We start from the raw sequence: 15,679 nt of genomic DNA on the forward strand, positions 1-15,679 counted from the left end.
GAGCGCTTGTCATATTGCTGGATGTCGGGTCCTGGCCGATGATCGACGTCGTGATCGATCCGACCCGGCTGTCGACGTTGTGGGAGCAACGGTGGCCGGGATGCTCGAGGCTGCCCTATGAAGTGCGGGAGATCCGGGACCGGTGGGTGCGGTTCCACGCCTTGCCAGGCTCGAAGCGTTACCCCGACACCGAGGTCGAGTACGGCATCGTGCTGGCTCGGCACAACACCGTCGTGGCGGAGTTGGTGACCGGCCCCGCTGTGCTGGTGATTACCGTTGGCTATTCAGACCAGCCCGACCCGCAGAAACCCGGCCGGTCAGCCGAAACCATCGAGGCACACCCGTCCGGAGTGTATTGGACGAGCACCTGCATCGATGACGAGCCGGGCTTCGAAAGCTGGATGCATCTCTATGCCAGCGAAACAACCTGGTCGCCCGGCTGCCTCGACCCGCTCCTACGTCACGTAGCCGACGATGTCATCGGCAACGTCCTTGTTTGCGACGTCGATCTGCGCTGGCTCTATCACCCATACGACGGGGGCATGGACGTCGTCCTGCCCACCACCGCTGACCGCGACGCCCTGCGAAGCCGCCACCACCACTGGCTCTCCGCACACCCACTAGGTCTGTAGGACCCGTCGTGCGACCTCTGACGACGCGGGTCTTGAACGCGCATCGGTTGGGCCTGTGCGTGGATCAGGGCTCGGACGCCGCGGTGAGCTTTGCGATGTCTGGGGCATAGACGGTCATCCAGTGCGGATGCAGCCGGTAATAGACCACGTCGTTGTCCCAGTCGAAGAGGTCGTCGCCGTAGAAGTCCTTCAAGTACGCGAGCACGTCCGGCCAGTCCGTGGCCTGGTCGCCGTTGCGGGGGTTGAGGATCTCCACCTTGCCGTGCGTGAAGACGCCGAGGTCCTCACCGCGCATATGTGCGGCGCTGACGGCGGGTCGCGCCGCGAGATGGCGCGCCTTGGCGGCGTCGCGCGCCGTGCCGAAGTACCACTTGCCTCGCAGAAAGTGCCCGTCGACACCGCTGATCCGCGGCTCACCCTTTGCCGTCACGCTGGCCAGAGCGAGGGTGCACATGCCGGTGAGGACCTGGGTGAGCTGCTCCGCGTTCAGTGTGCGTGCGGTGGTGATCGCGGATGCGGCCCCGTACCCGCTCATGCCCGCGGCGATGAGTGCGCCGGGCATGTCGTGCTCGACCCCGAGGACGGCCAGGCCCAGGCTGAACCCGAACCAGCACACCCCGCCGACCCCAGCCATGAGCACACCGGCGGCGACCTGCGGGCGGGAACGTAGCACGGCCAGAGCAGAGACTGGCCGTCCCGGCGTGGCCTCGCCCTGAACGCCGCTCTGGTCTTCGTGGTGTGTCGTTCTGCGGGCGGGGACGATCAGGAAGGCGATCGCGGCCAGGGCGGTCTCGCAATCTCGGGCCTGTTGACCGGGGTCGCGGCCCGCTGGTGGGACGACCCCGCCGACCGCCTGCTGCCCTCCCCGGTGCCGGGGGAAGGTCACGCTCTCGCTGGTGACCAGGCCCCCGCAACCATCCCGCCTGGCACAGGTGGTGCCTGCCCTGACCGCGCGGATCCTGAGCGCGCCGGCAGGATTCACAGGACAGGCCCTAGTCGGACTCCTCGGCGGTCCGGCCCGCCTCGACGTACCGGGCGTACTCGACGAAGTCCGTCACGTCGGCGGCCGTCACCTCGTGGAGCAGCCAGCACTCGCGGTCCACGGCGACGTGTCCGCCGTCCGGGGTGGGCACATTCGCGGCGATCTCCCGCCCGCACCGGTCGCAGTGGACCCGCGGCCGAAACCGGGGCGCCCGGCTCAAGACGGACACCGGCTTCGCGGCGGTCCGCGTCATCGGCCGCGCGGTCATCACCAACGTCGCCGTGTCGATGGTCAGGTCGTGATCGCACCGCAGGCAGGTCCACCGGGCCTGCCGGACGCCGTCGCCGCTGGTGACGTCGAACGGCACACCGCAGTGGGGGCACTCCAGCCGGCACTGCCACGGCGCGGGCGTCCCGTCCCCCGCGCGGGGAGCCGGCAGGAACGGCAGGGCCGTGCCGACGCCGACGACCGACTCCGGTGGGGTGTCCGGGGCGCCATCACCGGTGCCGTCGATGAGCCTGCGGCGGACGTTACGCCACCCCGGCTCCTCGACCGGCTGGCCGGCGAGTTGCCGCTCGGCGAGGTCCCGCAACACGGCCCGCCGCTCGTCGTCCGGATACGCGTCCCACAGTCGGACCCACAGCGGTGCGAACGCGTCGGGTGTCTCGTCCGACAGCAACGCCAGGGACACCTGCCAGCCGTGGTCATCCGGGGCGACCGACAGCAGCCTGCGCCACACGACCCGCCACGCCGGGGTGGCGTCGACGGCGGCCAGCAGCCGGCGCATCGGTCCGGCCTCGTCGGGTCGGGTCCGCAGCAGCTCCTCCAGGTCGTCGGCGAAGCCGTACACGCTGTGCAACGGGATCCCGCCGGTCAGGACCGCGCGCAGCGGTTCGGGGTCGGCGGGGTCGGCGGCGACCAGGCTGAGGGTGATCGGGCGCCACGCGGCGGTGCCGCCACCACGGGCCAGCCAGCCGACCGCCACCGCGCGGAACGACGGGTCGCGGACCAGCGCGGCGCACGGCCCCTCCTCGACAGCGACCCGCCACAGCGGACCCGCCGCGAAGGCGGTCGACCCCGCCGTGGCGAACCAGGCGCGGACCACCGTGGTCAGCTGCGCCACGTCGAGCTGGTCGACGGTCGCGAAGAACACCCGGAGCCAGCCCCGGTCGTCGGCCGATCGCAGCAGCCAGGACAGCGCGAGCGCGCTGCTCCGGTCGGCGCCGAGCAACGGCCGGGCGTCCGCGTAGGTGCGGGCCCAGCCCGGTCGCGGTGCCGACAGCCACTCCTCGACGCATTCCAGCAGTCGCCGCCGCACGGCCGGAGACGTCTCCGCCGCCAGGCTGGCGGAGAGCACCTGCCCGGCCGCCCCGTCGTCAGGGTGGTCCCAAACCCAGGTCACGAAGACGTCGACGACCTCGTCGGCGTCGTCGGGTGGCACCGCACGCAAGATCTGGCCCGCCAGCAGCCGCCAGGCCGCAGTCAGGCCCGTCCGGTCCCGCAGCCATCGAAACGTGTCGCGCGCCGCGCCCGGGCGCCCCGGTGCCGCCGTGACCTGGAGCAGCCAGTAGTGCGTGTAGACGCAACTGTGCTCCTCCCCGCACCGAGCCAGGTGGCCCGCGCCGAGCCGGCGCAGTTCGTCGTCCGGCTCGCCGGTGCTGCGGCACAGGTGGGTGTACACCCAGTGCCACGCCGCTGGCGGTCGCTGCCCCCGCAGCCAGGTCAACGCCGCGGCCCGCACCTGCGGGTCCCGCACCCAGGTCTCGGGCAGCAGCGTGAACAGCCGCGCCCAGCCCCGACCGTCGTGCGACAGCAGGTGGCGCACCTTCCCGGCCAGGCGGGGGTCCACGTCGTCGCACCGCTCCAAGTGGGCGTGCAAAAGGTCACGCCGGCCCTCGTCGTCCAGCCACGACCAGTCCAGCCACTGCGCGAGGGCGACACCCGCGAGGCGTTCGGCCGGGAAGGCCCGGACCCACGCCTCCAGGGCGGGCCGCAACATCGGCGGCACCGGCCCGGCGGGGACCTCCTCGTAGACCACCCGGTGCTCGGGGCAGGGGTCGGCCAACAACCAGTCCCGGACCAGCCCCCGGTGGATCGGCGCGGCGAGCGGGCCCCGCCCCCGCATCCGGTTGCGGTCGCGCCGGTACAGGGCCGCGACCACCGGGGCCAGCGGCGCGTCGACGGTGAGCTCGCCGGTGACCACCCGATGCGCGAGCCGGACCAGTGAGCCGTTGTCGGCGGCGGTCTCCAGCGCCTCCGCGAGCAGCATGGCCGCCGCGGGCTGCCGCGCCAGGGTGGACTCGACGACGGGGGCGAGCAGGTCGACGTTGCGGGAGCGCGCCTGACGCCGGACGAGCGGGCCCGCGACCGTCAGCCAGCCCTCCCACTCCAGGTGCCGTTGCAGGTACGCCCACACCTCGGCGTCGACGCCCGGGTTGTCGAGGTCGACCAGTGCCCGCAGCAGCTCGTCCATGCCCCGGTCCGGCGGCCCGGCGAGCCGGGCGATGGCGCACTCCCGGGGACGCCGGTCGGAGCGGGACGGCCACACCTGGTGCTCGATGCGGATCCACTCCGCCAGCACCGGGCTGGCGAGGTCAGTGAGCCCGGGACCGAGCCGGTCGACCACCTCCGCCAGCGCCGACCGCACCGCTGCCTCCCGGGCCCGGACGGCGGCGATCGCGTCGCGCTCCCCCGACCCGCCACCCGCCGCGGCGCGCAGCCGGCGCAGCAGCGGCACGGCGGCCCAGCCCCGGGGTACTGCCGCGAGCACCTCGAGCAGCGCGTCCCGCAGGTGCGCGGTGCGCTCCGCGTCCCGCCGGCCGGGTGGGAACCACACCTCGTACATCAGGTCGGCGACGTGGGGATGGGCGAACCAGTAGCCGGGCCGGCCGTCCTCGCCGGAGAGCTGGACGTGCATGTCCTCCCGGTAGGCGGCGAACGCCTGCCGGGTCTCCTCCGCCAACGCGTCGACGGCCTCCTGCGGGTAGCCCACGTAGAGCCGGTTGACGGCGAGCAGGTGGGCGAAGAAGTCGGCGAGTTCGGGCAGCCCCTGGCCGGTGATGCGGCGCTGGAACCGCTCGGCGTACTCCTCGATGCCCTCCCCGCTGCGCCACTCGAGGAACAGCTGGGCCGGCAGCGGCACACCCCGCGGCGGCACCGGTGGCGGTGCCATCCCGGTACGGGCGGTGTACCAGCGACGCAGCTGCTCGGTGAACTCCGGCCGGTACGGGTCCAGCGCCATCCCGCCGACGAGCACCTGCCGGCGGTACTCGGCCACGAACTCGCCCCGGTGTTCGGTGGGGGCGCAGCAGACGAAGACCGGGAGTTCCCGCGTGGATCCGGTCTGCCGCCGGTGGGCGAGAGCCTGGAACACCTCCGGCCACGCCGCCCGCCCGTCGTCCTCGGTCCAGGACAGCGGGTCGTCGACGCCGACGACGACGTGCCGCGCCGGACCCAGCTCGCCGGCCCACCGGGTGGCCCGGCTCAGTCGCGTGCCGGCGGGTGGGAGCAGCACCGAGACCCCGGCCCGGGTGTTGAGCCGCGCCAGGAGTTGCAGCAGCAGGACGCTCTTGCCCGCCCCGGACGGCCCGGTGATCCAGAACATCGGCACGACGGCCCGGCCCCCGCGCGCCGACTCCACCACCGCCTGCTCGTACCACGACCAGTACGCCCGCTCGAACTCGTCGAGGACGTCGGTGGCGGCGAAGTACCCGTGCTCCAGGTGGTACAGGGTCGGCTGCCGGTTGACCAGGTAGCCGTGGTCGTCCCGGGTCACCGTGGCCGGCTGGCGGTGCGCCGCCGTCAGCACGGTCACCTCCGACGGTGTGCCGCGAGTGAGGATCCGCGCCAGCCCGACCTCCAGGTCGGCGGCGTCGGCGCCCCGGGTGACGATCTCCCGCACCAGCCGCTCCGCGGTCCGTGCCGGCGCCTCCCAACCGTCGTTGTTGAGCAGGGCGATCAGCTCGCCGGCCGGGTCCCGGTCGAACACCGGCGGGTCGAGGCGGTCGCGCATTCCGCGCACGGTCTCCTCGACGTCGTACCGGTCGTCGTCGCCGGTGTCGGCGACCCGCGCCGCCAGCCACCGGTCGATCTCGGCCACCGGATCGGCGAGGAGCGTCCCCGGAGCATCGATCCGGTACCGGGGGCGCCGGACGTGAGCCGGCAACGCGGCCGCCGCCGCGTGTACCCGGGCCAGCCGGTCGAGCATCGACCGGAGCGAGCCGGCGGTGAGCGGAGCGGGCGCGGCCAGCCGGTACACCGGCTCGTCGGCGGAGCAACGGCGCGCCTGCCGCCGGATCCGGTCGGCCAGCCGTCCCGGGTCGCTCGCGTGGCCGCAGGCGGCCGCGTCGGCCAGCAGGGCGTACGCCTGCACGGCGACGGTCTCCGGGCGGCTCAGCTCGTCCGGCAGGTCGGGGTCCTCGGCCAGTTCGTCGAGCAGCCGCCGCAGGTCCTCGCGCCAGCCGGCCGGCACCGGGACCGGGCGGTCGAGCCCGAGGTGGTTGAGGACGTCTCCGACCGGCACCGCGTAGAGCACGTTGCTCGCCCGCCGGGCCCCGGGTGCGGTGGTGCGCTCGCGGACCTGCTCGACCAGCACCGCCACCACCGCGCCGTCCACCGTGACGGCCGCGCCCGAGTAGCCCTGGTACTCCCCCAGTTCCTCCGCCACCGCCAGTTGCAGCACGCCCAGCTCGTGCCCCCGGGCGTTCACCACCCGGTGGCCGACCGCGGACACGGTGCCGGTCAGCTGGACGGACGCGGGTTCCGGACGCGCGGTCACCCGCCAGGCGGTGCCGGATGCCGCAGGCCGGCCGAGCGGTAGCGGCGGGTCCGGTGCCGGCTCGGCCAGGGTCAGTACGGCCGCGTCGATCTCCGGCGCCGACCGGACGGCCGCCACGCCGTGCCGGTGGCCGGTCTCCGTGACGAACGCGAGCTCGTCCACCCGCCGATCCCGGACCACGTGCGCGGCGGTGAGGACCGTCCGCCCGGTCAGGAGGAAGCCGCAGCCCCGCACCTTCGCCCCGGCGAGGACGCGCCCGTCACTCATGTCCGGCTGAAGGTGACCGTCACCTCGAAGGTCGCCTCGGCACCGGCCCGCGACAGCAGGACTCCCGCGTCGGCGGTGACCGTGACGCCGAACGTCGCGGAGAGCTCGCTCACCCGCCAGTTGGGTCGTTCGGGCAGCTGGTCGAGGTCGGCGTTCACCACCTGCGCGCCGGCCACGACGGCGGCCCGCAGCTCGTCGAGCCGGTCCCGGAGCCGTTCGGTGACGTTCGCGCCCCAGGCGATCTCCCGCCCAGCGTCGGTCTCGACGACCTGCACGAACACGTTTTCCGGAACGGCCGACTTCGACAACGCGCGCACCCCTCGGTCACCACTGTGGAGCACCCAGCGTACCGATCACGCGACGGACCGGGATCCCCCCGGCTGTCGGGTGCCCGACCGCTCGCGTGCTCCGAAGCCGTCGGCGGGAGTGGCTCATCCCTTCCGTGGCGAAATCCGTCACGCCTACCCCAAACCATCCATCAAAGGTCTCGACATTGAAGATGCTGGGTGGGTGAGCGGTGGATCGACCTGCTCGCCGCAGTGCTGCTGACACTCGGCGTGCTGCTGCCGGCAGTGCCTGCGGCGATATCGCCCGGGTCGAGGCCTACGTCGAGGACGTTGACTCGATGCGACCGCAGATTGGGAACCAGATGGCGCGGTCTCGATGATTGTAGCGCGAGTGGCTGGAAAAACGTCAGCGGCAAAGAAAGTGCCGAGTTGGTCGGCGACGGCGCTGTAGCCATCCCGCCGCCGATGCGTATGCCTCCTGTAGGTGAACCTGATCGATGCGTACCGAGGCGAGGCGGCCTGAGCGGAGGTGTCGTGCTGACGCCTTCGGGTTCGCCGAAGAGATCACCGAGCAGGAAGCCCTGCTCAGAAGGTTGGCGGTGGGATTCGAGTTTCAGCTCCCGGGATCCATACCGACGCCACCACGACGGCACCCAGAGCCGTACATCGATGGAGCACCGCCCTCGTGAATGGCGTCAGCGGGGCCAGTGACGACAGCCGGCGCCCTCCAGGCAGGGAGCAGCGAGCCGTGACCACTTCGGTGTTCTCTGGGAGGTCACGCCGGGCTGCTCGCCCACCTCGCCGCAGGTCAAAGCCCTCGGTTCTGTCCAGTGGTGAGTACTTCGGGCGCGGTGACCACTTCGCCAACCTGCGCCCGATCTGCTCCCACTTGCAAGGCCAGCCGATCCAGCGGCTCCTTACCGCCTTGACCTGCGCATACTCCCTTACCAGGGGACATAGGGGGATGTCGACTGCTGCGCAAAATCGTGGAGCACTCCGTGTGAAGCGGGACGCTGCGCCCACTCTGACCTGCAGAAACAAGAAGCCGCAGGTCGTGGTGGGTGCAGTTGAGTGTCGTTCGACGCCGTTGGGCGCGGTTCAGGGCCGTTCAGCGCACCCGGCTGCTCCCACATTGCTCCCCGATCTCCGGTAGTCGGCTCGCGTCCTGGCGCGTCGCTTCGGCGCGTCTCCGAAGCAACAGCGCCGAGACTGACGGGTACTCAGCGTGACCGGCGTGCTGAGGCACCACGCGCACGGTCGGGGGCCAGAAGCGGATGGCCTGGCCGCTACAACCTGAGTCCACGGCGCGCGCTCCAAGCCACCCTTGATCGTCTTGCCGGAGAACGCCCCGCCGGCACGCAGCATCGACGCCCACAGCGGGTCCGCGATCGTTGTGGAAGGCGCGCTGTCACCCGTCCGACAGGAGTAATCCGCGCGGGAGGGGTTGTCCATGCCAGGGCGGCACGGGAGGCTGAGAATGTCCACCGTCTCGGTCCCGGAGGGGCAGCCGTGTTCGTACGCACGCTGGGATCGGTTTGGGTCAATCTGATCGAGCTGCCCGTCGCGCCTGCCGATCCGGCCGCGCGGTCGTGGCTCGACCGCCTCGCGGCCGCCGACCCTGATAACGTGCTCGCCGCAGTGGTGTCGGCGCCCGGCGAGCAGGTCGTCGCCGCCGTTCTTGCGCTGCTCACCCGGGCACGGGAGGCGTTGGCGGCAGGCGTTGACGGCACGCCGGTCGACGGGTCGTTGCTGCTGCGCATGGTGGCTCGCGGGCACGGCACCGACTTTCCCGGTGGCGAACTCGCGCTGCCGCACGCCCACTTCCTGGTCGGGCTTGAGCGGCACCTGATCGCACCTGCGGCGGCGCACACGGCTTACCGGCGCGCGGAACTCGCGTACCGCAGCGAGGGTGCGGCCGCGCTCGCGGAATTGGCGGCGCTGGGTGCGGTGAGCACCACCCGGGCCGTCTTCCGCGACTCGGACTTCAGCGAAGTGCGGCACGTGCTCGACGGGTTGGCCACTATGCCGGCGGAAAACGCGGTGCAACTGCGCCGGGCGGCCGAACCGTATTTGGACGTCCTGGTCTGGATCGGTGAGCTGGGCGCCGGACGCGCCGCACTGGACCGCCGGGACCTCGATTCTGAGGGGGTCAAGCTGCTGCGCATGGCGGCGTTGTCCGCCGTGGACGAGCCGCTGGTGGCTACCCGCCTGGCGCGCCTGGCCGACGCGGCGAGCGGCGTCACGTCGTCGACGACACCCGCCGAGGGCGGCCGGCCACCGTCGGCGTTGATGGAGCTAGCCGACGCCTTCCGGGGTGAGCGACGCTGGAACGAGGCCGCCCGCCTGCTCGAAGAACTGCGCCAGGGTGAACCGCGCGACCGTGACACGGGTACCGCGCTCGCGCAGGTGTACATGGAGCTCGGTCGATGGCCGGACGCCAGGGCAGTGTTCGCCGGGCTGCTGGGCGACCCGCCTAGCCCCGACGACCTGCCGACGCTGCGGTATCTGTGGATGGGCGCCCATACGTACCACGACGCCGACGCCGAGCAGTGGCGCGAACGGATCCTCGCTATTGATCCGGCCGCGGACCCGATCGACGGCATGCCGAAATGGCCCGGCGGACCGGAGCTGCGACCGCTGCTTGCCGCGTTCTCCGGCGGCGCGTTGCAGCTCAGCCCCGACTGGTTCGAGCTGCCCGAAGCAGAACGGCCCGCGCACATGATGGCGGCCATCATCGCCGGCAGCCCCGACGGGATGGAGGTACTCGAGCGACTGTTCCAGGACGACCCGCCGCTGGCGCGGGCGGTGCTGCCGCTGCTCGGCCTCCGCACGCTGACCCCGGAACAGCAGCGGGCCGAGGAGCACATGGAGGCGGGGGAGGCGCATTTCCGGACGGGCCATTTCGCCGACGCCGAGCGGGAGTACGCCGCCGCGCTGCTACTCAACCCGGATCACGCCGTCGCCGCGCTGTACGTCGGCGACACCTGGTACAGGCGGGGCGCGTACCACCTGGCCCAGGCGTACTTCGAAGAGTCGTTGGCGATCGAGCCGACGCCGCAGGCGTACCGCTTCCTCGGCGACGCGATGTTGCGCGGAAGCCATGGCAGCCGCCGGGCGCGGGACTGTTACGAACGGGCGCTCGCGCTGGACCCGACGTATCAGGGTGCGCGGGACATGCTCGACCGGCTGCGGTCCGACCAGGCCGCAGGCGTGCCCACGCCGCCGACGGACCGGTCGGTGCCAGAACCGACCGACCGGCTGGAGGCGGAACGGGTACCGAGGCTCACGCCTCCCACCGTGTCCGAGCTGCTCGCCGAGCCGGCCGAGGGCAGCCTGGGCGACAACCTCATCGCCGCGGTGATCAAACGTGAAGGGCCGGACAGCGTCGTCGCCATCATGGACGACGAAGAGCGGTTCACCCGTTGGCTGGCCGGAGCCCATCCTCTCGACATCGTTAGGGCGATCATGTCCGTCGTGTCGATCGCGTTCCAGTACGAGATGAAGGACCGCAACGTTCCACGGTGGAAGCACTGGGTGGCGCGCGAGGTGACGTTGGCGCAGGCGCTGCCGGCCGACTTCGGCCCGGCTCAGAGTCCGCTGCAGTTGGGTCGGGACCGGCTCCTCGCCAACGCGCTGTCCTCGCTCGCCTCCGTCCGCGTCGCGGAGCGGCGCCTACCGGAGGCGCGGCTGCTGTACGAGCAGACGCTGGAACTGCTGGCCGCGGAGGAGACGGCACGCGCGCGTGCGGGCCTCGCCGGTGAGCCGAAGTACGATCAGTTGTTCTCCGCCACGAGCGTCGGCGGGCACGTGCAGCGGAGCCTCGCGGACATCTGTCACCGCCTCGGTGACCACGACGCGGCGGCCCGGCACGCCGCGGAGGCGGCACGGATTGAAGACGCCCGCCCCACCGTCGAGGCGGAGGTGGAGGCGTTCATCAGCGGAGCGGACCAGGCCACGTGGCGCGGCGAGATCGACGTGGCGCTTGGGATTTACCAGCACGCGCTCTACGTCGCCGAGGACGACGACCCCGACCCGATGATTCCGCGCATGCTCACCCGCGCTCTCAACGCGCTGGGTCAGGCGTACCTGCGGCTGGGCGGGCACCGCGCGGCGCTGAACCTATTCGACCGGGCGCGGCGGCTTAACGAACGCACCGGCAACGCCGACCGGCTCGCCCACGACCACCTGGCGATCGCGCGGGTGCTCCGGAGCCGTCCGGACCTCGCCGGAGTGGCCGGTCCGGGTGACGCCCGGGAGCACCTGGAACGGGCGCTCGGGTACGCGAGCGTGCTCGACGCGTCCCGTGACGAACTCGGGTGGACGGCGCTGGACGGTACCCGACACCGGATCAGTGCGCCGGACCGGGCGTGGCCGATACTGCTGGAGATGGGCACGCTGTTCCAGGCGCTCGGAGACGACCGCTCTGCGGCGGGCGTGCTGACCGTCGCGACCCGCCTCGCCGACCTGCTGCGAGCCAGCCTGGTCGAGGAGCGGCAGCGCATCGCTGTGCAGAATCAGCAGCTTGAGGCCTTCGCCGACCTGGTCAAGGTCTATGTGCGGCTGGCGGAAGCGGGCGCCGACGCGGACGCCGCTGAGCACGCGTGCGCCGCCTGGCTGGCGAACGAGTCGATGCGGGCACGCACATTCCTCGACACGCTCGGCGATGCCCGCTTGGCCGTGCCGTCGGGCGTCCCGGACGCGCTGGTCGACGACGAGCGCCGGCTCCTGGAACGACGGCGCCTGCTCCGTCAGAGGGGTGTTGCTGACCTGACGTTCTGGGACGAGTACCGGGAGGTCGCCGCCGACCTCGACGCGGTCTGGGAGACGATGCGGCACGTGGCGCCCACCGCGGAGGGGTACGTGGAGGTCCGCCAGGCGAAGCCGGCCGACCCGGGCGACCTCGCCGGGCTGCTCGCCGACGGCGACCGGCCGGTCGTTCTGGCGAGCCTGGTGCGGCTAGGTGACAACACCCTAGGCGTGCTCGCGCTGCGCTCGGGACAGGCGGTACCGGTCGTGCGGACCCATACCGTCGACGTTCCACGGCTCGAGGCGTTCGTCCGGCACAACTTCGGATCGAGTGACCGCGTGCGGGAGCTGGCCGTCGACCTGGAGGACCTGTTCCAACACGAGCTGGCGCCGGTCCGGGAACTTTTGACCAGCATCTGCGATCCGGGGGAGCTGCTGGTGGTGTGCCCGACCGGAGTCCTGCACCACGTCCCGTTGGGCGCCATACGGTCGGGCCGGCAGTCGCTGCTGGAGCGCAACCCGCTCGTCCTGCTTCCGAGCGCGTCGCTGCTGCGTGCGCTGCGCTCGGCCGAGCATGTCCGGGCCCCGGTGCCGGCGGCCGTTTTCGGGGACCCGACCGGAGACCTGCCGGGCGCGCGGACCGAGGCGGTGGCCGTCGCCGAGCGGTTCTCGGTGCCGCCGCTGCTCGGCACGCAGGCAACGCGCGACGCGGTCCGGCAGGCGTTCACCACGGCGTCGGTGTTGCACGTGGCGGCGCACGCGAGCTTCGACGCGGCGAGCCCGCTGGCGTCCGGGTTGGTGCTCTCCGACGGGGTGCTGACGGCCCGCGAAATCATCGGACTCCGCGCGCCCGGGCTCGCCCTGGCCACGCTGTCGGCATGCCAGACCGGGGTGAGCCAGACCGACGGGAGTGAGGAGTTGGTCGGGCTCAACCGCGCGCTCATCTTCGCCGGCGCCGACGCGGTCGTCGTCAGCCTCTGGAAGGTGCCCGACCTACCGACGATGGAGATCATGCAGCGGTTCTACGACCTGATCGGCGGTGCGATGGGGAAGGCCGACGCGATGCGGGAGGCCACACTCGCCGCCCGCGAATGGTACGGGGCGGAGCGGTTCGACCGTTGGGCTGGCTTCCAGCTCGTCGGCGACTGGCAATAGATCACACAGAAGGAGTTGCGATGTCGGCCGACGATCCGTTCACGACACTCACCGAGCTGACCTTCGACGTCGACGACGACGAGGTGGACCGCGCGTCGACGGAGGTCATCGACGACGAGATGCTGCGACTGCTGAAACGGGAGAACCGGGTCGCCATTGCCCAGGCGCCCAGCCGTACGGTGACAGGTGACGACGTTCCAGCAGACCGGAGCGTCAACGACATCCCGCTTCTGTTCGTCCTGCAGGCCCACCCGGAGTGCACCTTCGTGTGGTCGCGGCTCCTGGTCGACTTCAGCTCGACCCCGAACTGCGTGATCAGGGACATGGCACCGCGCAGGGTCGAGGACGTTGCCGTCGACGTGGAGACGACGGTCGGCGTGGACCTGTCGTTCTCGCTGGCGGCCACGGCGGTCGAGGTCGGCGCCGCACCCGAGATCGGGCGCCGGCGGACGGTGTACTTCCCGACGTTGCAGGCGTCGGGCGTCGGCTTCCGCAAGGCGTGCTGGGATTTCGAGCCGAAGGCCGGCGACTATCTGCACGCGGACAAGGAACTGCGGCTGCTCGTCGAGAGCCCGGCCAACGTGCCGGTGGAAGCGGTCATCGTCGTCCGCGCGCGTGTCCGGTTCCGCGGCCTACCCCGGCTGATTCCACTCCTTGCACGCACTCGGCACACGGAGAAGCGGCTGCGTCTGGCCTGAGCCTTTCCGCCCCGGCGGACGGCGTCCGGGTGTGGTTCGTACTCGTCGGGGCTGAGGTAGCCCAATTCGCCAAGAACGGCGGCGGGCGCTGGCGATCCTAGACGAAATGGGCCATCCCGACGCCGAGAAGATCCGCTCCGAGCTGCCGCTCAACAGCGAATGAGCTACCCGGCCGGGAGACCGCCGGCCCGATCAGCGCACTCGATCCGGCAGGGATCGGACGTGCTCAATTCGGCATGAGCGAGCGTGCACCCGGGCGATGACCTAAACCTTCCAGTGGCGACGCCTTCGCGGCCGCCGAAGAGGTCACCGAGCGGGGAGCCCTGGTCAACGCATTGCCGCTGAGATCGATCTTCCACCTAGCAAGACGACGTCAGACTGATCGACAGGCAAACACAGTGACGATTACCGATCAGCTAGATCGCCGTCGGTTTGCTCCAGCCACCGGCGTGGTACCGGAAGGAAGTCGGCGCCTTCGCGTCGACCGCATGACCACTTCGGTGTTCTCTGGGAGGTCACGCCGGGCCGCTGGCCCACATCGCCGCAGGTCAAAGCCTTCGGCTCTGTCCGGTGTCGGTGGGCACTTCGGGCGCGGTTACCACTTCGCCAACCTGCACCCGATCTGCTCCCACTTGCAATGCCAGCCGATCCAGCAGCTCCTTACCGCCGTGACCTGCGTACTTTTGGCCGGTCGGGTTCTGGCGCTCACCGAGAGCGACGCGACCTCCCACGGGCCAGTCGTAGCGGAGCCCATCCGAGGGCTTCGTCACGGTGCCGCAGCACGAGTGACCGGTAGCGGCGTCCACTGGCCAGCGCGGGGAGTGGCCATCCGCGCACGTGACTATGTCTGTCAATCGCCGCGACTCGGTGGATGCGACAAGGCTGGGTCGGTTCATAGCCCTGCGCCACTTGGTTAAGGCCGATCGGGCCAAGCCAACTCCGCCGCCTACCTGTTACTGAGAGGCGGTTCGGATCACTAGCCTGGGCGACGTGGCGGAACCCTCGGAGTACGAACTTGCGGCGTGGCGTGACATTCAGCGGTTCAAGGGCAGGCCGCTGTCGGAGGCGTTGCGCAGCGCTGGCGAGGGTGTGTCCAACGGCGCCGCGGCACTCGGTCGGCGTGCGGCGACCTACCTGGAGAACCATCCAGGAGCCCAGTCAGTCGTGTCGCGAGGACGCGGCATCATCGCCAAGAGTGCGAGCACCATCGGCACCGGGGCACATAAAGCCGCCCGCGTCCTCCCAACCAGCGCGGCGGACTGGAGTAGCAGTGCGGTGGGCTCGATGCAGCGTACGGTGGCGAAGATTTCGCGAGCGGGGCTCTCGTCCAAGCGAGTAGTAGAGCTCCACCAGAAGCGCGGGCACGACGTCACCAAGCTCTTCGACCTGCGGCGCCTCGACCTCGAGCAGATCCTCGCGGTCCGCGGGCGGGCTTTGAGCTGGTACTACCCGGCTACTGCCGCAGTCTCGGGGATGGGTGCGGGGCTGGTGATCTCGGGGGGCCAGCTGGCTACCGCAGTCTCCGGCGGCGCGGCGGCGGCGCCGTCGGGAGGTGCCATCGTCAGCGCCTTCGCCGGCGACGCCGCCATCGTCATCGGACTCGCATCCCGCGCGGTCGGCCATGTCTCGCTGCTGTACGGCTACGACCCCGAAGAACCAGCCGAGAAGCTCTTCGTTCTGTCCGTCGTCAACGCCGGGACGGCCGCATCCGTCGGCGCGAAGAACGCCGCCCTCGCCGACATCTCGCGCCTCACCCAGGCACTCGTCCGCGGTAAGACGTGGAAGGTTCTGAACGATTCAGTCGTCACCCGGATCGCCGGAAGGTTCGCGGAAGCGGTCGGCCGCACCCTCACAAAGAAGGGCCTCGGCAAGGTCGTGCCGGTAGCCGGAATCCTGGTCGGCGGCACTCTCAATTGGACCACCTTGGAGGGAATAGTCGACACCGCCGAAATGGCGTACCGGCGCCGGTTCTTGCTGGAGAAATACCCTCAGCTTCTGGACGAGGAACCCATCGATGCCTTCGTTGTTGAGGACACGGACGACCCGAACGAAGTAGTTGACGACGGGTTCAGCGTGCTCGGCGAACTCGCCGTGGAGGGCGAACCCGACCTGGGCTGAATCTATCGGTCACCTCG

General features: G+C 71.1%; 6 protein-coding genes and 2 pseudogenes. 5 read left to right on the plus strand and 3 right to left on the minus strand.

The window, feature by feature from the left end:
* Nucleotides 1-38 precede the first annotated feature (38 nt).
* Nucleotides 39-632, plus strand: coding sequence for a DUF3885 domain-containing protein (locus SM447_RS09340; RefSeq protein ID WP_474572336.1), 594 nt, complete (start codon nucleotides 39-41; stop codon nucleotides 630-632).
* 511 nt (nucleotides 633-1,143) lie between these two features.
* Here the strand turns inward: SM447_RS09340 and SM447_RS09345 are convergent.
* A pseudogene (locus SM447_RS09345) lies at nucleotides 1,144-1,428 on the minus strand (MFS transporter); the annotation flags it as partial.
* 21 nt (nucleotides 1,429-1,449) lie between these two features.
* On the opposite strand from SM447_RS09345, the pseudogene SM447_RS09350 reads away from it, so the two are divergent.
* Nucleotides 1,450-1,628, plus strand: a pseudogene (locus tag SM447_RS09350) (LysR family transcriptional regulator); the annotation flags it as partial.
* On the opposite strand, the gene SM447_RS09355 reads toward SM447_RS09350, so the two are convergent.
* Both SM447_RS09355 and SM447_RS09360 read right to left on the minus strand, forming a co-directional pair.
* Complete coding sequence (locus SM447_RS09355) at nucleotides 1,625-6,658, minus strand: trypsin-like peptidase domain-containing protein (RefSeq protein ID WP_474572337.1); 5,034 nt, start codon at nucleotides 6,656-6,658, stop codon at nucleotides 1,625-1,627. The pseudogene SM447_RS09350 and the gene SM447_RS09355 sit on opposite strands and share 4 nt — an antisense overlap.
* Nucleotides 6,655-6,966 (minus strand): CU044_2847 family protein, encoded by a 312-nt coding sequence (locus SM447_RS09360; protein WP_474572338.1) that lies wholly within the window; start codon nucleotides 6,964-6,966, stop codon nucleotides 6,655-6,657. The genes SM447_RS09355 and SM447_RS09360 overlap by 4 nt, the downstream gene beginning before the upstream one ends.
* 1,488 nt (nucleotides 6,967-8,454) lie before the next feature.
* On the opposite strand from SM447_RS09360, the gene SM447_RS09365 reads away from it, so the two are divergent.
* The 3 genes from SM447_RS09365 to SM447_RS09375 all read left to right on the plus strand — a co-directional run bounded on the left by SM447_RS09365 (nucleotide 8,455) and on the right by SM447_RS09375 (nucleotide 15,662).
* Nucleotides 8,455-12,846 (plus strand): CHAT domain-containing protein, encoded by a 4,392-nt coding sequence (locus tag SM447_RS09365; protein WP_474572339.1) that lies wholly within the window; start codon nucleotides 8,455-8,457, stop codon nucleotides 12,844-12,846.
* A 20-nt stretch (nucleotides 12,847-12,866) separates the two neighbouring features.
* On the plus strand, nucleotides 12,867-13,544 hold the full coding sequence (locus SM447_RS09370; protein WP_474572340.1) for a hypothetical protein: 678 nt from the start codon (nucleotides 12,867-12,869) through the stop codon (nucleotides 13,542-13,544).
* 990 nt (nucleotides 13,545-14,534) lie between these two features.
* Nucleotides 14,535-15,662, plus strand: a complete 1,128-nt coding sequence (locus SM447_RS09375) for an EcsC family protein (protein WP_474572341.1) — start codon at nucleotides 14,535-14,537, stop codon at nucleotides 15,660-15,662.
* The last annotated feature ends 17 nt before the right edge of the window (nucleotides 15,663-15,679 follow it).

The organism is Micromonospora aridisoli (genome assembly GCF_056150025.1).